The sequence below is a fragment of the Streptomyces sp. NPDC107562 genome, from assembly GCF_055657325.1.
In genome coordinates, this window is record NZ_JBVKBE010000018.1 from 113,026 (window position 1) to 134,048 (window position 21,023).

Below are 21,023 nucleotides of genomic sequence, written 5' to 3' on the forward strand. Positions count from 1 at the left end.
TGGCGGGAGGGATCGCCAAAACGGTTTACGGACTTCGCTCGCCGGGGGGCACCGGGGACGGGGTGCGGGACGGGACCGGGGACGAGGCCCCGGACGGCGTCGCTTCCGGGCGGCCGCCCGCCTGCTCCGTCGGTGTCGCCCCCGGCTGGTCCGACGACGCGCCGCCCGGCTGGTTCTCCTCCACCAGATGGCGGCTGACCTCCGCCGTGGTGAGGCCGAGGCCGCCCAGGCGGATCGCGTCCCAGGCCTGGAGGCGACGGGTGTCGCGGTCGAAGTAGAGGATCGACGCCTCGATCGGGTCCGGGTGGGCGTCCTCCACCGCGCGCAGGCCGCTGCCGCCGGTCGAACCCTCGATGCGCAGCCGGGTGCCGTAGGGCAGGACCTCCATCTCCTGGTGGTGCACATGGCCCGCCAGGACGAGCGGGACCTCGCCGTCCGTCTGCCGGGCGGCCTGCGGCTCATGGGCCACGGCCACGTCCACCGGCGTGCCGGCGGCGCGCCGGTCGCGCAGGGCGGTGGCCAGCCGGGCGCCGGCCAGTTCCTGGGAGGCCTCGGCGCCCGCCTTGTCGCTGCGGTCGGGGGTGAACTGGGGGTCCCCGATCCCCGCGAACCGCAGCCCCGCCACGGAGACGGCACGGCCGTCGTCGAGGACGTGCACGTTCTTCAGGTCCTCCAGATAGCGCTGGGTGATCCGCGAGTCGTGGTTGCCGCGCACCCAGACGTACGGGGCGCCCAGGTCCTCGATCGGGTCGAGGAACCCGTTCTCCGCCGAGGTGCCGTGGTCCATCGTGTCCCCGGAGTCGACGATCACGTTCACCTCGTACTGCTCCACCAGCGAGGCGATGATCTTCCAGCTCGCCGGGTTGAGGTGGATGTCGGAGACGTGCAGGACGCGGATGGTGGTCGGGTCCGGCCGGTACGCGGGGAGCGTGGAGGTGGCGTCGTAGAGCTTCGTCACGTTCGTCACCAGGCGCGCCAACTCCTGCTGGTAGACATCGAACTCGGTGACGATGCTGCGCGCGTCGCCGACCAGTGAGGGGGCCGAGGAGAGCAGCCCCGAGAACTTCGGCTCCAGGACCGACTTGGGGTTCCAGGTGGCGTACGCCGTCGCGCCCGAGGCCGCCAGCAGGGTGAGCGCGATGCCGCCGGCGGCGAGCGCGCGGCGCGGGCGGCGGTAGACGGCGAGGCCGAGCGCGGTCGCGCCGGCGACGACGGCCACGCAGGAGCGCACGGCGAGGCCGAGGGCGCCCTGGCCGACGTCCCGGGCGACCTCGTCCTGGAGTCCGGAGATGCGCTCGGGGTGGTCGACCAGGGCCTGGGAGCGCTCCGGGTCGAGCTGGTCGACGTTCACGTCGAGCCGGACGGGGGCGAGGTGGCTGTCCAGGTGCAGGGCGCCCAGCGGGGAGACGTTGATCTTCGTGCCGCCGGTGAGGGACGGGCGCAGGGTCATCGTCGTGTCCATCGGGCCGACCGGGACCCGGACGTTCCCGACGACCAGCAGCCCCAGCCATGCGCCCAGCAGGACGACGGCCGTCAGCCCCAGGGCTCTGGTCCAGCGGTTCGCGGGGGGCGGGACGAGCGTGGTCTCGGCGGTGGGGCGGGTGCGGCGGCGGACACGGAAACGGCTGATGGTGGTCAGGACTGCGGCTGGGACGCGGGCCATTGGTCCCGTATGCCCAGGCGCGCAGGTGGATATGCGGCGCCGAGTGGGTCGTACCCGCGTGGTGGCGGGGGTCTCGAACCGGGGTGCCGTACCGGACAATGGGCCTGTGCTGGAGATGACGCGCGAGGAGTTCGAGGAACTGGTCGCCGAGGCGCTGGACCGGATCCCGCCGGAGCTGACGCGGCTCATGGACAACGTCGCGGTGTTCGTCGAGGACGAACCGTCCGCCGACGACCCCGACCTGCTCGGGCTGTACGAGGGGACGCCGCTGACCGACCGGGGGGAGTGGTACGCGGGGGTGCTGCCGGACCGGATCACGATCTACCGGGGGCCGACGCTGCGGATGTGCGATTCGCGCGAGGACGTCGTCGCCGAGTCCGAGATCACGGTCGTCCACGAGATCGCCCACCACTTCGGGATCGACGACGCGCGGCTGCACGCGCTGGGATACGGGTAACGGGTCGCGTGTCCTCTTGTGGGCGGCGGGAGTTGGGCAGGTTGACTCCATCACCCCGCCCCGGAGGTGGCTGCCCGTGCGCCGCTTGTACGTACCTGTCCGCCTGGCCGCCACCGTCGTGGCCGTCGCCGCTGCCGCCGGCTGCATGAGCGTGGGTGACGACGACGGCGACCGGGCCAGGCCCTCGCACTCGGCCGGACCGCGGGGCGGCGAGGCGCCCGACGGGGGAACGGCCTGGTCCGGCGGCGGTGTCGCGGGCGGCGGGGCCGCGGGCGGCGCCGATCATGGGCGGGGCAAGGACGGGAAGGGCGGCCGGTCGGCCTCGCCGGGTGCTTCGCCGGGCCCGTCCGGCTCGGCCAAGGCGCCGGGGGCGACCGCGTCGGGCTCGGCGCCGGCCAGGCCGGGGCACAGCGTCAAGCCGGGCGACCCGCCGCCGCCCCCGCCCGAGCCGACCCCCACCCGCACCACCGCGGACCCCGAACCGCCCCCGCCCTCGCCGGAGCCGCCGACCAGCCCGGAGCCGACGGTCGCCGAGCCGTCCTCCTCGGCGCACGAGGACACGAGTCCCCAACTGGTCCAGCGGGAGCCGGCGCCGGAGGCGGGCGCACCGGTCTAGCGAGGGCCCACCGCCCGGCGGCGATCGGGTCCACCGTCCGGCGTCGACCGGGTCCGCCGTCCGGCGGCGATCGGGTCCACCGTCCGGCGGCGATCGGGCTCACCCGTCCGATGGCGGATGCTGGGCTCCTCCGGGGCGCCGACCAGGCGTTTCCGGACCGGTTTGCCTTCCGGGGTGGTGGGTGCGTATGGTGGTAGATCGTTTGATCCCATTTGCCCGGCGCCACCGCAGAGCGCGCCGTGTGGCGCGTACTCTCCCTTGCCGTGGCGGACCGCATTGAGGCGGTCGTGTGCGAATCACGGAGTTGACGGGCGCGTGCCGATGAGACTCCGGAAGGTTTCGCAGACGTATGTCTATCACCAGTACCGATCACTCCGTCATGCCCGCGGGCGAGGACCGGACCCCTGAGGCCGCCGAGGCCCCCGAGATCACCTTCGCCGATCTCGGTCTGCCCGAGGGCGTCGTGCGCAAGCTCGCGCAGAACGGTGTGACCACCCCCTTCCCGATCCAGGCAGCGACCATCCCGGACGCCCTGACCGGCAAGGACATCCTCGGCCGTGGCCGTACCGGCTCCGGCAAGACCCTCTCCTTCGGTCTGCCGACCCTGGCCACGCTGGCCGGCGGCCGCACCGAGAAGAAGCGCCCCCGCGCCGTCATCCTCACGCCCACCCGCGAACTGGCGATGCAGGTCGCCGACGCGCTCCAGCCGTACGGGGACGTCCTCGGGCTGAAGATGAAGGTGGTCTGCGGCGGTACGTCGATGGGGAACCAGATCTACGCCCTGGAGCGGGGCGTCGACGTGCTGGTCGCCACGCCCGGCCGGCTCCGCGACATCATCGGCCGCGGCGCCTGCTCGCTGGAGGACGTGCAGATCACCGTCCTCGACGAGGCCGACCAGATGTCCGACCTGGGCTTCCTGCCCGAGGTGACCGAGCTGCTGGACCAGGTTCCGGCGGGCGGTCAGCGGATGCTGTTCTCCGCGACCATGGAGAACGAGATCCAGACCCTGGTCGACCGCTACCTCAACGAGCCGGTCTCCCACGAGGTCGACGCGGCCCAGGGCGCGGTGACGACCATGTCGCACCACATCCTGATCGTGAAGCCCAAGGACAAGGCGCCGGTCACCGCCGCGATCGCCTCCCGCAAGGGCCGCACCATCATCTTCGTCCGCACCCAGCTGGGCGCCGACCGCGTCGCCGAGCAGCTGCGCGACGCCGGTGCCAAGGCCGAGGCGCTGCACGGCGGCATGACGCAGGGCGCCCGCACCCGGACGCTGGCGGATTTCAAGGACGGGTACGTCAACGTGCTCGTCGCGACGGACGTCGCCGCGCGCGGCATCCACGTCGACGGCATCGACCTGGTGCTCAACGTCGACCCCGCCGGTGACCACAAGGACTACCTCCACCGGGCCGGCCGCACCGCGCGTGCCGGGCGCACCGGCACGGTCGTCTCGCTCTCCCTGCCGCACCAGCGCCGCCAGATCTTCCGCCTGATGGAGGACGCGGGCGTCGACGCCTCGCGCCACATCATCCAGGGCGCCGGCGCGTTCGACCCCGAGGTGGCCGAGATCACCGGTGCCCGGTCGATGACCGAGGTGCAGGCCGAGTCCGCCGGCAACGCGGCGCAGCAGGCCGAGCGCGAGGTCGCCCAGCTCACCAAGGAGCTGGAGCGCGCGCAGCGGCGCGCCGCCGAGCTGCGCGAGGACGCCGACCGGCTGGTGGCCCGGGTGGCGCGTGAGCGCGGCGAGGACCCGCAGGCGGCGGTGGCCGAGGCGCAGGCCGTGGTGGCCGAGGCGCCCGCGGCGGCCGAGCTGCCGGACGTCGTCGAGGTGTCGGTGCCGGAGCAGGTGGCGGCGCGGGACGTCGAGCGCGTCGAGCGGCCCGAGCGGTCCGAGCGGTCCGAGCGTTCCGGAGCCTCCTCCTACGAGCGCCGGGAGCGTCGTGACGACCGCGGTGACCGTGGTGGCTTCCGCCGTGACGAGCGTCGTGACGACCGTGGCGGTCGTTCGTTCGAGCGTCGTGACGACCGCGGTGACCGTGGTGGCTTCCGCCGTGACGAGCGTCGTGACGACCGTGGCGGTCGTTCGTTCGAGCGTCGTGACGACCGCGGTGACCGTGGCGGCTTCCGCCGTGACGAGCGTCGTGACGACCGTGGCGGTCGTTCGTTCGAGCGTCGTGACGACCGCGGCGACCGTGGCGGCTTCCGTCGTGACGACCGCGGCGACCGTGGTGGCCGTTCGTTCGAGCGTCGTGACGACCGTGGCGGCCGCTCCTTCGAGCGTCGCGACGACCGGGGTGGCGACCGCGGCGGCTTCCGTCGTGACGACCGTCCCGCCCGTTCCTTCGACCGGCGTGACGACCGCGGTGGCCACCGTGGCAGCGACCGCCCCTTCAACCGGGACCGCCAGGGCGACCGCCCCGGCTTCCGCACCGGCGGTCACGAGCGTCCGTACGGCCGCCGTGACGACCACCGCGGCGGTGGTTCCTTCGGGCGCCGCGAGGACAAGCCCCGCTGGAAGCGCAACGGCTGACGCCGGCCGAGAGCCGCGTAACTGATCCAAGCCGTGACCCCCCACCGATCCGTCGGTGGGGGGTCACGGCTTTTCGTGCTCGGGCCGATGAACAGTAGGTAAGAGCGGTAGGTAATGCCTTTCCGCAGAGGGCGGAGGTGGTTGTAGCATCAACCGTTTTCGTGAGACGGGTGTGACGGCCGGGGGGGCCGGAGGTGCCGTGGTGGCGCCGGGACCGTCTCTGTTCTCCCGGGGAGGGACCCTCATGGCTCGCCATGGCTTCACCCGTCTGCGTCTCGTCGCCGCTTGCGCCGTCCTGGCCGGCGGACTGACCCCACTGCTGCCGGGCACCGCCGTCGCGGACACGCCGCAGGAGACGGTGGTGCCGGCGACCTTGCGGAGCACGTATCTCGGGGCGACGCTCCAGATCACGGGCTCCGGCGCCGACGGAGCCGGAGCCCAGGGCGTGTTCCACACCCTGGAAGGCTCCGGTCTGGTCTGGACGCGGTACGCGGACGGCAGATCCGTGAAGGTCGTGCACCCGACGGGCTACAGCCGGTTCCGCCCGGTCGGCGACGTCATCGCCTACATCTACGCGGACCACCACGTCGACCTGTGGAACGCGGCCGACGGCACGACCCGCACGGTCCGGGTCTCCGACGACATGGAGATGGGCACCCTCACGGCATACGACGACGTGGTGGTGGCGGAGCGGAGAACGCAGGAGGAGGACGGGGCGACCCGGCGGGAGACCCACCTGTTGTCCCCGGAGCCCGACGGCAGCACCCGTGACGTGACGGTGACGGGGCTGCCCGAGGAATACACGATGGCCCGCCCGCTGGGCAGGTACGGCGATGCGGTGCTGTTCCGGGCCGGGCTGACGGGCACCTGGGAGACCATGGTGGTCGAGGTCGACACGACGACGGGCCGCGTCCGGAGCTGGACGGCCCCGTCGGCCGATCCCTATCTCAAGGCCCGGATCACCGAGGACCACCTGGTCCTCTACAACCCCAGCGACCCGACCGTCCTCGTCCACGACCGTGCCGACCTCGCCGCCGACCCGGTCCGCGTCACCCTGCGGGACGGCGGCGTGAACCCGACGCAGGAACTCACCGTGGTCGGTGACTGGCTGGTCCAAGGGTCCTACGCCAGGCCCCTCGCCGGCGGTCCCGAGGTGACCCTCTTCAAGGCGTCGAGCCCGGGCATCGCCACCGCGTCCGACGGTACGTCCGTGGTCATCGGTCGTACCGGCACGGACGACTGGGGTGTCCAGCGCATCCAGCCCGGCCCGGACGGCCGGCCCGTCGTGACGCAGATCAAGTCCCTGGGCAAGCCGTCGTTCGCGATCCAGGGACTCTCGCTCGACCAGGGCAGGCTCGTCGTCACGGACTACGGCACCAGCAACGGGGCCACCGGCACCCGTGTCGCCCGGACCCGGGCGGTCGCGCCGACGGGCACCCCGGTCTTCGGTTCCGCCGTTCCCCTCACCGACTCCAGCGTCGTCGTCGGCCGTTGCCCGGTCGACGACGACGCCTGCGCCCCCGTCCGGGGCTCGGCCGACGGCAACATCGCGTGGCTGGAGCACCGCTCGGCCGAGCAGGACCTGATCCGCGTCGCCGGTCCGTCCGGCCCCTGGCAGCGCACGGTTCCGGCCGGCGGACGGATCACCGACGTCTCCGGCGACTACCTCATCCACCGGACGGCCACCGAGCAGACGGTCTACTGGATCGGTGACGACGGCGCCCCGGAGCTCGTCCGTACGCCCGTGGCAGCCGCGCTGTCCGGCTCCGTGCTGTGGAGCGCGGGCACCACCACCGGCAGCGTCACCGCCTACGACCTGGCCACCGGCCGGACCACCGAGACCCTCGTCACGGACGCGGGCTGCACCCCGGACGAACTCCAGGCGCTGGGCCGCTTCCTGTACTGGGCCTGCGACGGCCGCGCCGGGGTCTACGACCGGACGGCGCACAAGTCCGTGCCCGTGCCCACGGGCGAGGCCAAGCTCGGCGACGGCTACGTCGTCACGCACGACCGGGCCGCCGGGAAGCTGACGCTCACCACGGTCGCCGACGGCACGCCCGCGAGCCGGGTGATCGGCGACCTGCCCGACACCGGTGTCTCGCAGCGGGACGTGCGCTGGACGGTGGACGAGGCGGGCGGCAACGCCGCCTACGTCGACGCGCAGGAGCGCGTCCACCTCATTCCCTCCGGCGTGCCGCAGCAGCCGTTGCGCCTGCTGCGTCCCGCCCGCAACGCCACCTCCGTCCAGGCCCGGGAGGTCGACGCCGTCCTGGACCCGGTGACCACGCTGCAGCTGTCCAAGCCGGCGGCCGGCTGGCGACTGACCGTGCGCGACAAGGTCACCGGCAGGACCGTCGACGTCCACGAGCGCGAGAGTGAGTCCGCTCGCGGCGAGCTGACGGTGGGCTGGGACGGCAACGTGGCGACCGGCGGCCGTCTCCCCAACGGCACCTACGACTGGACACTCACCGTCAGCCCCGCCGACGGCGTCGGCGGCCCGCTGGAGACGCACGGCACCGTCCGGCTCTACGACGGCAGCCCCGTGCGCCACGACCACACCGGCCCGTCGGGCATCGTGGACGGCGTCGGCGACCTGCTGAGCCTCAGCTCCTCGGGAGGTCTGACCTTCCACCAGGGCACGGGCAAGGGCGGGTTCACCGAGAAGCTCACCGGCACCGGCTGGCCGACGAGCGTGAAGGCGGTGCCGGTCGGCGACATGGACGGCGACCGCTGCAACGACGTCCTGGTCAAGTACAGCGGCGGGACGGTTCGGCTGTACAAGCCGGACTGCGGCGCCCCGCTGGAGCCGTCGACGCCCTACACCACGATCGCGACCGGCACCGGCTGGAACCAGTACAACGTCCTCACCTCGCCCGGTGACGTCACCAAGGACGGCCGGCCCGACCTGATCGCCCGCAACACCGCCACCGGCGGCGTCTACCTCTACAAGGGCACCAGCACGGGCACGTTCGCCCCGCGCGTGAAGCTCTACGACAACTGGAAGACGTACAAGAAGGTCGTCGGCGCCGGGGACCTCAACGGCGACGGCATCGGCGACCTGGTCGCCCAGGACACGACGAACGCGCTGTACCGCTACCTCGGCACCGGCAAGGGCACCTTCGCCTCCCGGGTCAAGCTGTCCCCCGCCTGGGGAGTCTCCTACAACGTCGTCGTCGGCGCCGGCGACGTCACGGGCGACGGCGCGGCCGACCTGATCGCACGCGACACCACCGGCGCGCTCTACCGGATCCCCGGGACCGGCAAGGGCTCCTTCGGCACCCGCGCACGCATCAGCACGGGCTGGCAGAACTACAAGGGACTGTTCTAGGCGGTGCCGGCGCGTCGGGGGAGGCGCCTGACGGGTGCCGGTCGGGTGCTCGTCCGGTGCCCGTCCGGTGCCCGTCCCGGCTCGCGAACCGGTGGATCTCCCGCGCTTCCGGACCCTTCCCTCAGGCACCCGGCCCTGTCTCCCGGATACCCGATCGGCGACGCGGCCTCCTCCGGCTATGCTCGGGGAGGCAACATCGCCTGGGCCCTTAGCTCAATTGGCAGAGCAGTGGACTTTTAATCCATTGGTTGTGGGTTCGAGTCCCACAGGGCCTACAGGACGGCCCCCGGCTCGCAGGATCTGAGCCGGGGGCCGGTGTGTTCCTCAAGTCGCGCCGGGTCCCGGCGCGCTGATCCGCTGTCAGCCGCACGCGGCGTGCGCGGGCGCGAGTGCGAGGTCTCCGGTCAGTTCCGCCAGCGGCAGCGTGTGCTGGGTCTGGAGGACCTTGGCGCGCAGGTAGCGGACGTTGTGGGCGGTGGTGAAGACGCCGGTGGGGACGCGCTCGTGGACGGCCACGCCGAGACCGCGCAGCTGCTCGGCCTTGTCGGGGTTGTTGGACAACAGGTCCAGGTCCGTCACGGACAGGGCGCCGAGCATCTGGGCCGCCGCCGTGTAGTCGCGGGCGTCCTCCGGGAGGCCGAGCGCGGTGTTCGCCTCGTACGTGTCGAGGCCCTGGTCCTGAAGGGCGTAGGCGTCGAGCTTGTTGTAGAGGCCGATGCCGCGCCCCTCCTGGCGGAGGTAGAGCAGCACGCCGCCGCGGGTCGCGATGCGCTCGACGGCCTCACGCAGCTGGGGGCCGCAGTCGCAGCGGGCCGAGCCGAAGACGTCGCCGGTCAGGCACTCGGAGTGCAGGCGCACCAGGGGGCGGGGGCCGGGCTCGCCGAGGACGACGGCCACGTGTTCCTGGCCGTCGGCCAGACCGTGGAAGGTGACCAGGTCGGCGTCGACGCTGTAGCCGTCGTGGAAGCGCAGCGGCACCCGGACGCGGGCACGCACGGTGGCGGCGGGGAAGTCGGGCATACGGGTCTCCGGAATCGGTTGTTTCAGTTTTGAAGCAGCCTCTTGATCGGCGACCCTACCGCATGCTTTAAAGTTAAAGCAAACAGTCCCCCGTGCGGTCTCGGCCGGACTCAGGAGCAGGGCGACGACCGGCGCCGCCAGGGCACATCACCCGACGCGCCGCCCTCGTCCTCTCCCTGCAACGCCTGCGCGACCCCCGTGAAGATCTCCTCCAGCTGGCCCACCTGCTGCGAGGTCAGATGGTCGAAGAGCGTCGCGCGCACCGTCCGCACATGTCCCGGCGCCAGCCGTTCGACCGTGGCCATCCCCTCCTCCGTCAGCGCGGCCACGCTCCCCCGCTTGTCCCAGGGGCAGTCCTCGCGCCGTACCAGCCCGTCCTTCTCCAGCCGGGTGACGGCGTACGTCAGCCTGCTGCGGGTGATCTTCAGGTGCTCGGCGAGATCCGTCATCCGGAGCCGGCGTTCCGGGGCCTCGGAGAGATTGGCGAGGATGGAGTAATACATGTGCGGCATGCCGGCCTCCTGCTGGAGCTGCCGGTCGAGCGCGTCCTCGAGGAGAAGGGTGGCCCCCATGTACGCGCGCCAGGCGCGCTGCTCCTGCGGAGTGAGCCAGCGAGTCGTCATGCCGCCAGTGTAGTTTTGCTTAAAACTTGAACCACATAGTCCGGGCCGGCGCGCCGCCAGGTACGCGGGCCCCCGGCCCGGCAGGCCGCCGGTCCCCGACCCCGAGGCGGAGCGCGTCCCATGCCCTACCCCTACGTCCTCCTGTCCGCAGCCGTCTCCCTGGACGGCTACCTGGACGACACCGGCCCCGACCGCCTCCTCCTGTCCAGCCCCGCCGACTTCGACCGGGTCGACGACGTACGGGCCTCCGTCGACGCGATCCTCATCGGCGCCGGCACCATCCGCGCCGACAACCCGCGGCTGCTGGTCAACTCCCCGGACCGCCGGACGGCGCGGACGGCGGCGGGCAAGCCGGAGTACCCCCTCAAGGTCACGGTCACCGGCACGGGCGACCTGGACCCCGACGCCCGCTTCTGGCACACCGGCGGCGAGAAGGTGGTGTACACGACGACGAAGGGCGCCCGGCGCCTGGCGGAGAACCCCGTCGCGGCCGACGTGGTAGCGCTCGGCGACACCGTCGACTGGCGCGCGGTCCTGGCGCACCTGCACGACGTACGAGGAGTCCGCCGCCTGATGGTCGAGGGCGGCGGCACCCTGCACACCCAGCTCCTCCTGGAGGGCCTCGCCGACGAGATCCAGCTGGTGCTCGCCCCCCTCTTCGTCGGCGACCCGGCCGCACCCCGGCTCTTCGGGCCCGGCGCCTACCCGTCGGGGCGCCTGCGCCTGGTCGAGTCCCGGCGGATCGAGGACGTCGTCCTGATGCGCTACGAGCCGACCGCCCCCGGCACCGGCAGCCTCGCCTCGGCCGCCGACCGCCGCTGGCTGGCCCTGGCCTGCGAGCTGGCGGCGCTGTGTCCGCCATCGGACACGGCGTTCAGCGTCGGCGCGGTGGTGGTGGCGCGGGACGGCACCGAACTCGCGCAGGGACACTCCCGGGAGGGCGGCGACCCCGTCGTCCACGCGGAGGAGGCGGCGCTCGCGAAGATCGACGCGGCCGACCCCCGGCTGCCCGGGGCCACCGTCTACACCAGCTTGGAGCCCTGCACCCGCCGCGCCTCCCGGCCCCGCCCCTGCGCGCGGTTGATCCTCGACGCCGGGGTGGGCCGCGTGGTCACGGCCTGGCGGGAGCCGGACACCTTCGTGCGCGACGCGGACGGGAGCGGGACGCTGGCGGCGGCCGGGGTGGAGGTCGCGGTGGTTCCGGAGTACGAGGAGGCGGCCAAGGCGCCCAATCGGCACCTCGCGGGGTGACCGACACCTGGCGGGGTCATCGCACCGCGAGCGCGGAAAGCGCTGGTCGGCGAGGGCGGCGGGAAACCCTGGCGCGGAGCGTCCCGCGCATGGCGTACACTGGTGTCTACCGACGCGGGGTGGAGCAGCTCGGTAGCTCGCTGGGCTCATAACCCAGAGGTCGCAGGTTCAAATCCTGTCCCCGCTACTGAAGGCCCGGGGCCGGAATCCAGATCATGGATTCCGGCCCCGAGTCGTTTCCCGGCAACGCTCGCGCCCGTCATCCGGTCGGCCCGCCCGGCTGGTAGCGGGCCGCCGCTCCAGGAACCCTGGACAGGTGCGGTGACCTGCGTAACGGGAGACGACAGTGCGGCCTGCGGAGGCAGAGGGAGAGGGGCTGTACGCCGGATCCGGCGGCCGCGTCCCCGGCGACCCGGCCCCCGAAGACCCTGCCCCCGGCCCCGGCCGCCCGGACGACTTCCCCACGTCGGAGAGCCCGGTACCGCCCCTGCCGCCGCCCGAGACGCGGCCGATCTCCTACGCCGGCACCCTCGTCCGCGTCCTTCCCGCCCTGCTCCTGGTGATCGGCGGCAGCTACGACTACATGACCCCGCGCGGCTTCACCGGCGCACCCCTGTTCACCGCCGCCCCGCTGATCGCCGCGCCGCTGCTGTCCCGCCGCGCCACGATCCTCACCGGGGTGGCGGCCGTGCTCGTGGTCCTCGGCCTGGACCTCCGGTTCGACGAGGTCACGGAGGTGGAGTCGCTGACCGAGCTGGCCACCGTGGTCACGGTCTCCCTCCTCGCTGTCTTGATCAACGTGCTGGTCCGGCGCGGTCACGCCCGCCTCGACTCGGCCTGGGAGATCGCTGAGGCCGCTCAGCTGGCGGTGTTGCCGGAGCCCGTCGGGAGGATCGGCGGGTTCGAGATCGCCGCGCGCTACGAGGCCGCCCAGGCCGACGCCTTCATCGGCGGGGACCTCTACGCGGTGCAGGACAGCAGGTTCGGCGTGCGACTGGTGGTCGGGGACGTGCGGGGCAAGGGCATGGGGGCGGTCGCCGCGGTCGCCGTGGTCATCGGGGCGTTCCGGGAGGCGGCCGAGCACGAGACGACGCTGGAGGCGGTCGCACAGCGGCTGGAGCGGGCGCTGGCGCGCGAGGGCACCCGCCGGGACGGGATCGACGCCTTCGAGGGCTTCACCACCGCCGTCCTCGCCGAGATCCCGCACGACGACGGGGTCGTACGGATCCTCAACCGCGGCCATCCACCGCCCCTGATGCTGCACGCCGACGGCACGGTGAGCACGCTGCCCGCCCGTGATCCGGCGCTGCCGCTCGGGATGGGTGAGCTGGGCACCTGGCCGGACCGTGCGGAGGTGTGCCCTTTCCCGGGCGGCGCGACGCTCCTGCTGTACACCGACGGCCTGTCCGAGGCCCGCGACGCGCACGGCGCCTTCTACGACCCCGCGGCCCGGCTGGCCGGCCGGACCTTCCCCGGCCCCGGCGAACTGCTGCGCACGGTGGCCGAGGAGGTACGCCTGCACAGCGGCGGCGGCACCACCGACGACATGGCGCTGCTCGCGGTCCGTCGGCCGGCCGACGCGTGTCACCCCGGGTGATCGAACGGAAGCCCTCCGCATAACGACTGACGCACCGTCAGATGTGGAGATGACTCCGAATGACGGTCAACTCGCCCGAATTTCGCCGTTCATAGACCTGTACGTCCCGACAGAAAGCGTTAATGATCAAGAGGAACAGCTTGGAAATCAGGCCCCGGTTCTATTAACGTCCGATAACGCAGCGCGGTCGTCCCAGCCGTCACAAGAGGCGGCTCCGTGCGCACGCGCCGAATCCCGCGCGAGGCCCTCACCGGCCGCACAAGGGAACCGGGGAACCATCATATTGGGGTGAATCGGGCGTATGTCGCCGTAGCAGTACGGCTGATTTACGCGCGTAGGAGACCTTCCTGCTCCGAACCCGTCAGCTAACCCGGTAGGCGAGAAGGAAGGAAAGGAGTACGCCCACGTGGCGTCCAACCGGCCTGCCCCACAGGCCCCGTTCGTGCCGCAGCAGCGCACCGCCGACGGCACCGACACATTCGTCTACGGCGCGCCGCGCACCGACGAGGGGCCGTGGGAGGAGTGGAATCCCAGCGCGGAGACCCTCCTTCCCGTACGCGGCCGGCATCGTGTCAGCAAGCAGCGTGGCGGCGGACTCGCCCGCAGCTCCACCGTTCTCGGCGTCGGTGTCATAGCCGCGGTCGGCGCGGGCGGCATGGCGAGCGCCAACACCGGCAAGCCGCCGGTGTCGATCTCGATGCCCGACCTGCCCAACGTCGGCTCGCTGATCTCCGACGACGACTCCGGCTCCGCCGACACCAAGACCGCGACCGCTCCGCTCAGCAGCCTCGCCACGGTCACCGTGGACACCGCGGAGGGCACCACCGACGCCGGTGAGACGCTGCGGGCCCGCATCATCGCGCAGGCCGAGCAGCAGCAGGAGCAGGTCGAGAGCAAGGCCGCCGCGGAGGCCGTGGCCGCTGCCGAGAAGGCCGCCGCCGAGGCCGCCGCCAAGGCCGAGCAGGAGGCCAAGGAGAAGGCCGCCGCCGCCAAGGCGAAGGCCGAGGAGGAGGCCCGGCAGAAGGCCGAGGCCGAGCGGCTCGCCGCGCTGGCCAAGCAGTTCACGCTGCCGACCTCGTCGTACACCCTCACCTCCACCTTCGGCCAGGCCGGCGCCCTGTGGTCCTCCGGGTACCACACGGGTCTCGACTTCGCCGCGCCGACCGGTACGCCTCTCAAGGCCGTACACAGCGGCACCATCACCGAGGCCGGCTGGAACGGCTCGTACGGCTACAAGACCGTGCTGACCCTCGACGACGGCACCGAGCTCTGGTACGCCCACCAGTCGTCGATCGGCGTCAGCGTCGGCCAGAAGGTCGCCACCGGCGATGTGATCGGCCGCGTGGGCGCGACGGGCAACGTGACCGGCGCCCACCTGCACCTGGAGGTGCACACCGGCGGCGGCGGTGGCATCGACCCGCTGGCCTGGCTGCAGAGCAAGGGCCTCACCCCCTGAGGCTCCGGACCCGGGTCCGACGCGAACTCCGGTGGTCCTGACGGCAACCCCCCGACGTCAGGACTGCCGGTTTTCGTCTGTCCGGTGCGCCCCCGCGCCGCCGTTCTCGCCCTACGTCCGGTACGGGTTGTACGCCGGGTAGGGCGTCGCCGGCCCGTACACGGGCGCCCAGCCGTGGACCGGCGGCATCAGCACCGGCACGGGCGGAGCGGTCGCCCGCGCCGCGTACTCCAGGGCCGGGCGGGCGATCTCCCGGCGGTTCCACAGTTCCTGGAGCAGCTCGCCTTCCCGTACGACGAAGTCCGCGCGGGCACGGCCCAGGCGGCCCCGGCGCCGGAGGAAGGCGAGGGACGTGGCGTACGCCTCGTACTGCGCGACCGTGCGGCCCGCCGGTCTGCCGAGGTGGTGGCCGGCGTACTCGCGGGCCAGCCGGCGGGCCCGCATGGAGCCGAGGGCGAACGGCTCGGCGGGCGAGAGCCAGCCGGCGACGACATAGGCCGGCAGTTCCTCACGGACGGTCCGCAGCTCGCGCTGGCGCGTCCAGATCACCAGCCAGGTCAGCAGGCCGAACGCGGGGACCATGAAGCCGCCGTACACCGCGAAGAAGCCGTAGTCCCCGAAGGTCGCCGAGCCGTTCCAGAAGGCGTGCATGCCCATCGCGAGCAGCAGCCCGGCCGGGGGCAGCAGGACGCGGCGCAGTCGCTGGCGCTCCCCGGCCAGGGCGGCGATGCCGAAGCCGATGCCGGTGAGCACCGTGAACAGGGGGTGCGCGAACGGCGACATGATGACCCGCACGAAGAAGGTCGCGGCGGTCACCGAGGCGATGCCGCTGTGACCGGCCAGCTGGTCGGTGCCGAAGGCGGTGCCGAGGTAGAGGATGTTCTCGGTGAAGGCGAAGCCGGTGGCGGTGACGCCCGCTATCACGACGCCGTCCACGATTCCGGTGAAGTCGCGGCGCCGGAAGAGGAAGAGCAACAGGATCGCGGCCGCCTTCGCGGACTCCTCGACGATCGGGGCTATGACCGTGGCGCCCCAGGTGTCCGCGCTGGTCGGGTCGGCGGTCGCGGTCGCTATCCACCGGGTCGCGAAGCTGTTGGCGATGATCGCTATCAGCGCGGCGGCGCAGGCGCCCCAGGAGAAGGCGAACACCAGATTCCGCCAGGGTCCGGGCTCGACCCGGTCCAGCCAGCGGAAGACGGCTATGAGCAGCGGCACGGGCAGGATCGCGAGGCCGAGTCCGACCAGGAAGCCCTCGGTGCCGGTCTGTTCGCGGACCAGGGCGAGGATCACCAGGCCGGACAGGGTGAGCAGCGTGATCAGTGCGCCGTACCGCACCCACCGCCTGTGCCACCAGTGCGCGTGCCGCAGGGTGCCGCCGGCCGGGATGCCGGGGTGCGTCGGGTACGGGGGACTGGTCGCCACGGCATTGACCCTAACGAGCGAAGAGGCGAACGAGGGCAGGTTTTACGGCTGACCTTCGTGCGGCACACGGCGGAAGAGCAGGTCGTTCACCACATGACCCTTCTCCAGGCCCTGCCCCTCGAAACGGGTGCGGGGGCGGAAGCCGGGACGTGGCGCGAAACCTCCGCCTGGTCGGGTGTTCGCGAAGGCGGGGTGCGCGGTGAGCACCTCCAGCATCACCTCGGCGTACGGTTCCCAGTCCGTCGCGCAGTGCACGAGCGCGCCCGGCTTCAGACGGGCCGCGGCGAGGGTGAGGAAGTCCGGCTGGATCAGCCGCCGCTTGTGGTGCCGCTTCTTGGGCCAGGGGTCCGGGAAGAAGACGCGCAGCCCGTCGAGGGAGTCCGGGCGGAGCATCTCGCGCAGCAGGATGATCGCGTCGCCGTTGGCCACCCGGACGTTGCCGATGCCGCTCTGGTCGGCGAGGTTGAGCAGATTGCCCTGGCCGGGGGTGTGGACGTCCACGGCGAGGATGTTGGTGTCGGGGTCTGCGGCGGCCATCCGGGCGGTGGCCTCGCCCATGCCGAAGCCGATCTCCAGCACGACGGGGTTGTCGTTGCCGAACAGCTCGGCGAGGTCCAGGACCCGCGAGCCGTCGATGTCCAGCCCCCACGTGGGCCACAGCCGCTGCAACGCGTCCGCCTGCCCTGCCGTCACCCGGCTCCGTCGCGGCTGGAAACTCCGGATCCGCCGCTCGAAGTGCGACCCGGCGGGGTCCGCCATCGGGCCGTCCGGAAAACGCGGCTCCCCCTTGACCCGCACCCGTCCGGCGACGGCATCGAGGGTGGGGTGAGGGGCTTCGGGGGTGTTCAGCGAGTCAGACACAGTGGGGCCGATTTTACGGGGTCGGAGGCGAGCGCCTCCGTGGCGTTCACGACGCTCGTCGGGGCTCGTCGGGACGGGGGGCCGACGGGGGGTGGGTGCGGCGGTGGCGTGCGGGCGGCAGTCGCGGGGCGGCGGGGACGACGGTGGGGTGGGTGCCGACGGTGGGGTGGGTGCGGCGCGGGTGTGGGTGCGGTGGCGTGCGGGCGGCAGGCGCGGGCGGCGGGGCCGACAGGGGGCGGGGCGGCGGGAGCGTGCAGGTCGGGGGGTGTGCGGCCAGCGGGCGCCTGCGGCATTCGGAGTGCGGGCGCCGTGCGTGGGGGCGGCCGGCGTGTGTGGTCGGCGGAGGTGTGCGGGGGTCGGGGGTGTGCGGGCAGCCGGGATTCTGCGGGCGCCACGCGTGGGGGCGGCAGGCGCGTGCGGGCAGCGGGCGTGTGCGGTAGTCGGAGTGCGGGCGGCCACGCGTGGGCGGCCGGCGCGTGTGGTCGGCGGAGGTGTGCAGGTCGGGGGCGTGCGGGCAGCGGGCGTGTGCGGCAGTCGGAGTGCGGGCGTCACGGTGGGGGCGGCAGGCGCGTGCCGGCATCGTGCGTCTCCCCCGGCACGGGAGTGACCTCGGATCCGGCGTGCGCCGAGGCTCGGCAGGGCGGCGGGGGCGTGGCTCCGGCGGGCGGGCCGCAGGGCGTGGCGGCGGCACCGTGCGGGCCGTGGGCGCGTGCCGGTGTTGGCGTGGGCGGTGGGGTGGTGGTCAGGTGTGGTTCAGCGTGTTCAGGGCGCGGCGGGCCACTTCCCGGCCGATCGGGAGGGACGCCGTCGCCGCCGGGGACGGCGCGTTCAGGACGTGGACGGCGCGGGCACCCTCGTGGATCAGGAAGTCGTCCACCAGCGTGCCGTCCCGGAGCACCGCCTGGGCCCGCACCCCGGCCGCCGACGGAACCAGGTCCTCCTCCGTCACCGCGGGCAGCAGCCTGCGTACCGCCCGGGCGAACGCGGCCTTGGACACCGAGCGCCACAGCTCCCCGCCCCCGTAGCGCCAGTGCCGGCCCGCTATCCGCCACGCCCCGGGCCAGGCCAGCGTCCGGGCCAGCTCACGGGGCCGGACCACCCCACGGTCGTAGCCCTCGCGGGCGAGCGCCGGGACGGCGTTCGGGCCGACGTGGACGCCGCCGTCGATGCCGCGGGTGAGGTGCACGCCGAGGAAGGGGAACGCGGGGTCGGGGACCGGATAGACCAGGCCCCGCACCAGCTCGGGCCGCGCCAGCTCGTAGTACTCCCCCCGGAACGGGATGATCCGCATGCCGGGATCGTCGCCGGTCATCCGGGCGATCTCGTCGCAGTACAGCCCGGCGCAGTTCACCAGCACCCGCCCGCGCACCACGTCGCCGTCCGCCGTCCGCACGGCGACCCCCAGCTCCGGGCGCCGGTCGATGCGCTGTACCTCCGCGCCGTAGCGGATCTCGGCGCCCGACGCCTCGGCCAGCTGCCGCGCGACCGCGACGAAGTCGCACACCCCGGTCGTCCCGACCTGTATGGCCGCCAGTCCCCGCACTCCTGGCTCGTACTCCGTGATCTGCCCCGCGACCAGTTCCCGCACCGGAATGCCGTTCTCCCGGCCGCGCTGCACCAGGGCGTGCAGCCGGGGCAGCTCGGCGCGCTCGGTGGCGACGATCAGCTTGCCGGTGACCGCGTGCGCGATGTCGTACTCCGCGCAGAACTTCACCATCTCGGCCGCGCCCCGCACCGCGTACCGCGCCTTGAGCGAGCCGGGGCGGTAGTAGATCCCGCTGTGGATGACGCCGCTGTTGTGCCCCGTCTGGTGCCGGGCCGGACCGGCCTCCTTCTCCAGCACCGTCACCCGCGTCCCCGGTGCGGCGCGCGTGAGGGCGTACGCCGCCGACAGGCCGACGATCCCGCCGCCGATCACCAGCACGTCACAGTCGTAAGCGACGGCCCGCACCCGCACCACCTCCCGCTCTCGATAGTGCACTGCGCCACTGACAACCCCCTCAAACCCGCCGGCCCGCCACGGGGCCGCGGGGGCGTCGCCCGGCGCGCCGCGCGACGCCCTACGCCGGGGTCATCAGCAGGGGCCGGGCCCGCTCCCGCAACTCCACCACCCGGGGCTCGTCCCCGTAGGGTTCCAGCCGGTGCAGGAGGTCCTTCACGTACTCCGTGGTCCGCGCGGACGATATCCGCCCCGCGACCTCCACCGCCCGCACCCCCTGCTCGCATGCCGCGTCGAGGTTCCCGGACTCCAGTTCGGCGACCGCGGAGACGACGAGCCGCAGCCCGTGCGAGCGGACGAACTCCTCCGTCGGCCTCGACAGCGCCTGCTCGGTGAACCGCCGCACCTGGCGCGGCGCCTTCAGGTCGCGGTAGCACTCCGCGGCGTCGGCCGCGAAACGGTCGTAGGAGTAGAAACCGAGCCAGGACGGGTCGTTGTCCCCGTCGCGCGAGCGCTCCAGCCAGCCCTCCGCCGCCTTCAGAGCCGCACCGGCCGCCTGCGCGTCACCCGCCCGCGCGTGGGCGCGTGCCTCGACCAGGCGGAAGAAGCTCATCGTGCGCGCGGTGGCCAGACCACGGTTGCGCTCCAGCGCGGCCTGCGCGAGGTCGACGCCCTCGTCGCCGAAGCCCCGGTAGGTCGCCTGCAGGGACATCGAGGCCAGGACGTAGCCGCCGAGCGGCACGTCCGCCGCGGCCCGGGCGAGCCGCAGGGCCTGGATGTAGTACCGCTGCGCGGCCTCCTGCTGGCCGGTGTCGAAGGCCATCCACCCGGCGAGCCGGGTCAGCTCCGCGCTCGCCCCGAACAGCGCCCGCCCGACCTCGTCGGAGTAGGCGCCGAGCAGCAGCGGTGCCGCCTCCACCCGCAGGCACTCCGGCACCATCGACGAACGCCAGTCGCCGCCCCCGTACTTGGAGTCCCAGCGCCGCGCGTCCTCCGCGGCCTCGCGCAGCTTCTGCACGTCGCTGTGGCCGACTTTGGCCGGTGCGCCGGACCCTTCCGCCGGGCTCGCCTCGCGCGCGACCGAGCTGTCGGCCGGGGTTATCAGCCATCGTGAGGCGGGCGTGGCGTACGCGCTCACCGCGAACGAGCCGGCGAGCGACTGCCAGATGCCGCCGGAGCCCGCCCGGCGCCCGGCCAGGTCGAGGCGGTACAGGTCGGTCGCCGAACGCACCGCCTGCCCGACGTCCCTGGGGAAGGCGAGGCCCACCTCCGGCGCGGGATCCGCGTCCGCCAGCCCGATCTCGTGGAGCGGCACCGGACGGCCCAGCTTCTGCCCGATCGCGGCCGCGATGAGATGCGGCGCGGCACCCTGCGGCACCATGCCCTTCGACACCCAGCGCGCGACCGAGGTCTTGTCGTAGCGAAGCGTCAACCCGCGCTGGGCGCCAAGGTCGTTGACGCGTCGTGCGAGTCCCGCGTTGCTGATTCCCGCGAGGGCGAGAACGGCGCCGAGCTTTTCGTTCGGCCCGCGTTGCTCCCTGGACATGCGCCACCCCTCGACACAGACGGCTGCCGCGATGGCATAACCACGCGGCATTCGTAAACCCAGCGTAGTTCGCCGCATCCCAAGCGTTAAGGGGCATTGTTCCGGATGGCGGGATTGTGGTCCGTACGGAAGTACGGTCCCGATACGCACAGTTGTGGCGTGCTCCCGTTGTGTGGCCGTGCGCCCGTCCGTGCGCTCTTCTCCGGCCATCGGGGGAGCGGTTCCATGGCTGTGCGTGGGTCGGCCCGCTGTACTGGACCAGTGGGCTGGGGGATACCGCCGCCCCAATCCCCGCGGGCGGTGGACCGGTCCGGGAGGCGAACTCCGCCTCCCGGACCGTGCGCTGCCCGATCGGTGCGCAGAGCCTGCACGGAGCGTGCACGAAGCGTATGCACGTGCACCTGCCCGGTGTCGATTTGGCCAAAAATCAACCTCGCCTCCTGTGCGGTATTTCCGCGTCCACCACGGGGTTTGAGGGCGCGTTGGTGGTCTACGGGGGGCGTACCAGGGGCGCATTCGCGTCGCGGTTGCCTTACGGCAAGAGGCTGTTGGGGCAGCCGCGATGCGTCAGCGGGCGGATTCCGGGGTATCTCCGGGATGTTCCGGGGTCGCGCGAGGCGGTGCGCGGGGCGCATTCGGGGGATCACAAGCGGCACCGCCGCCGCTCCGCGGCGCGTTCTTCGTGGCAGCATGGTGAACCGGTTCGTTCGGTGC

14 protein-coding genes, 2 tRNA genes and 1 riboswitch are annotated in these 21,023 nt (G+C 72.9%); of the genes, 9 read left to right on the top strand and 7 right to left on the bottom strand.

The features are described from left to right. Positions 1–25: 25 nt before the first annotated feature. A complete protein-coding gene (locus ACZ7LV_RS34710; RefSeq protein ID WP_471945341.1) occupies positions 26–1,663 on the bottom strand; it encodes a metallophosphoesterase in 1,638 nt (545 codons plus the stop codon). 106 nt (positions 1,664–1,769) lie between these two features. On the opposite strand from ACZ7LV_RS34710, the gene ACZ7LV_RS34715 reads away from it, so the two are divergent. From ACZ7LV_RS34715 to ACZ7LV_RS34735, 5 genes are all read left to right on the top strand, one after another. After that, positions 1,770–2,120 (top strand): metallopeptidase family protein, encoded by a 351-nt coding sequence (locus ACZ7LV_RS34715; RefSeq protein ID WP_471945342.1) that lies wholly within the window; start codon positions 1,770–1,772, stop codon positions 2,118–2,120. Positions 2,121–2,196: 76 nt separating this feature from the next. Then, positions 2,197–2,736, top strand: a complete 540-nt coding sequence (locus ACZ7LV_RS34720; RefSeq protein WP_471945343.1) for a hypothetical protein — start codon at positions 2,197–2,199, stop codon at positions 2,734–2,736. A gap of 349 nt (positions 2,737–3,085) precedes the next feature. Next, positions 3,086–5,266: a DEAD/DEAH box helicase gene (locus tag ACZ7LV_RS34725; RefSeq protein WP_471945344.1), complete on the top strand. Its 2,181-nt coding sequence runs from the start codon at positions 3,086–3,088 to the stop codon at positions 5,264–5,266. Between the two features lie 244 nt (positions 5,267–5,510). Further along, positions 5,511–8,594, top strand: coding sequence for an FG-GAP repeat domain-containing protein (locus ACZ7LV_RS34730; RefSeq protein ID WP_471945345.1), 3,084 nt, complete (start codon positions 5,511–5,513; stop codon positions 8,592–8,594). Positions 8,595–8,796: 202 nt separating this feature from the next. Further along, positions 8,797–8,869: transfer RNA gene (locus ACZ7LV_RS34735), tRNA-Lys, on the top strand. 85 nt (positions 8,870–8,954) lie between these two features. Here the strand turns inward: ACZ7LV_RS34735 and ACZ7LV_RS34740 are convergent. Together ACZ7LV_RS34740 and ACZ7LV_RS34745 are read right to left on the bottom strand one after the other, a co-directional pair. After that, positions 8,955–9,614 carry a GTP cyclohydrolase II gene (locus ACZ7LV_RS34740; protein WP_471945346.1) on the bottom strand — a complete coding sequence of 220 codons (660 nt, stop codon included), beginning with the start codon at positions 9,612–9,614 and terminating at the stop codon, positions 8,955–8,957. Between the two features lie 110 nt (positions 9,615–9,724). Then, positions 9,725–10,237 (bottom strand): MarR family winged helix-turn-helix transcriptional regulator, encoded by a 513-nt coding sequence (locus ACZ7LV_RS34745; RefSeq protein WP_471945347.1) that lies wholly within the window; start codon positions 10,235–10,237, stop codon positions 9,725–9,727. A gap of 120 nt (positions 10,238–10,357) precedes the next feature. Here ACZ7LV_RS34745 and ACZ7LV_RS34750 point away from each other — a divergent pair, with 120 nt between their 5' ends. From ACZ7LV_RS34750 to ACZ7LV_RS34765, 4 genes are all read left to right on the top strand, one after another. Then, a complete protein-coding gene (locus tag ACZ7LV_RS34750) occupies positions 10,358–11,488 on the top strand; it encodes a dihydrofolate reductase family protein (protein WP_471945348.1) in 1,131 nt (376 codons plus the stop codon). A 113-nt stretch (positions 11,489–11,601) separates the two neighbouring features. Next, positions 11,602–11,675, top strand: a tRNA-Met gene (locus ACZ7LV_RS34755). Positions 11,676–11,834: 159 nt separating this feature from the next. After that, positions 11,835–13,085: a PP2C family protein-serine/threonine phosphatase gene (locus ACZ7LV_RS34760; protein WP_471945349.1), complete on the top strand. Its 1,251-nt coding sequence runs from the start codon at positions 11,835–11,837 to the stop codon at positions 13,083–13,085. Between the two features lie 215 nt (positions 13,086–13,300). Next, a riboswitch (cyclic di-AMP (ydaO/yuaA leader) is annotated at positions 13,301–13,480 on the top strand. An 11-nt stretch (positions 13,481–13,491) separates the two neighbouring features. Then, a complete protein-coding gene (locus tag ACZ7LV_RS34765) occupies positions 13,492–14,541 on the top strand; it encodes a M23 family metallopeptidase (protein WP_471945350.1) in 1,050 nt (349 codons plus the stop codon). Positions 14,542–14,652: 111 nt separating this feature from the next. On the opposite strand, the gene ACZ7LV_RS34770 is transcribed toward ACZ7LV_RS34765, so the two are convergent. The 4 genes from ACZ7LV_RS34770 to ACZ7LV_RS34785 form a co-directional block, all read right to left on the bottom strand. Then, a complete protein-coding gene (locus ACZ7LV_RS34770) occupies positions 14,653–15,963 on the bottom strand; it encodes a PrsW family intramembrane metalloprotease (protein WP_471945351.1) in 1,311 nt (436 codons plus the stop codon). A gap of 42 nt (positions 15,964–16,005) precedes the next feature. Beyond that, positions 16,006–16,824, bottom strand: a complete 819-nt coding sequence (gene trmB / locus ACZ7LV_RS34775; RefSeq protein ID WP_471945352.1) for a tRNA (guanosine(46)-N7)-methyltransferase TrmB — start codon at positions 16,822–16,824, stop codon at positions 16,006–16,008. 742 nt (positions 16,825–17,566) lie between these two features. Beyond that, positions 17,567–18,805 carry an L-2-hydroxyglutarate oxidase gene (lhgO, locus tag ACZ7LV_RS34780; RefSeq protein WP_471945353.1) on the bottom strand — a complete coding sequence of 413 codons (1,239 nt, stop codon included), beginning with the start codon at positions 18,803–18,805 and terminating at the stop codon, positions 17,567–17,569. Between the two features lie 79 nt (positions 18,806–18,884). Further along, positions 18,885–20,309, bottom strand: coding sequence for an MFS transporter (locus tag ACZ7LV_RS34785; RefSeq protein ID WP_471945354.1), 1,425 nt, complete (start codon positions 20,307–20,309; stop codon positions 18,885–18,887). Positions 20,310–21,023: the final 714 nt, after the last annotated feature.

Coding starts and splice junctions, on each gene's coding strand:
- ACZ7LV_RS34710 (WP_471945341.1), bottom strand. CDS start 1,663: ATGGCCCGCGTCCCAGCCGCAGTCCTGACCACCATCAGCCGTTTCCGT.
- ACZ7LV_RS34730 (WP_471945345.1), top strand. CDS start 5,511: ATGGCTCGCCATGGCTTCACCCGTCTGCGTCTCGTCGCCGCTTGCGCC.
- ACZ7LV_RS34750 (WP_471945348.1), top strand. CDS start 10,358: ATGCCCTACCCCTACGTCCTCCTGTCCGCAGCCGTCTCCCTGGACGGC.
- ACZ7LV_RS34740 (WP_471945346.1), bottom strand. CDS start 9,614: ATGCCCGACTTCCCCGCCGCCACCGTGCGTGCCCGCGTCCGGGTGCCG.
- ACZ7LV_RS34745 (WP_471945347.1), bottom strand. CDS start 10,237: ATGACGACTCGCTGGCTCACTCCGCAGGAGCAGCGCGCCTGGCGCGCG.
- ACZ7LV_RS34725 (WP_471945344.1), top strand. CDS start 3,086: ATGTCTATCACCAGTACCGATCACTCCGTCATGCCCGCGGGCGAGGAC.
- ACZ7LV_RS34785 (WP_471945354.1), bottom strand. CDS start 20,309: ATGTCCAGGGAGCAACGCGGGCCGAACGAAAAGCTCGGCGCCGTTCTC.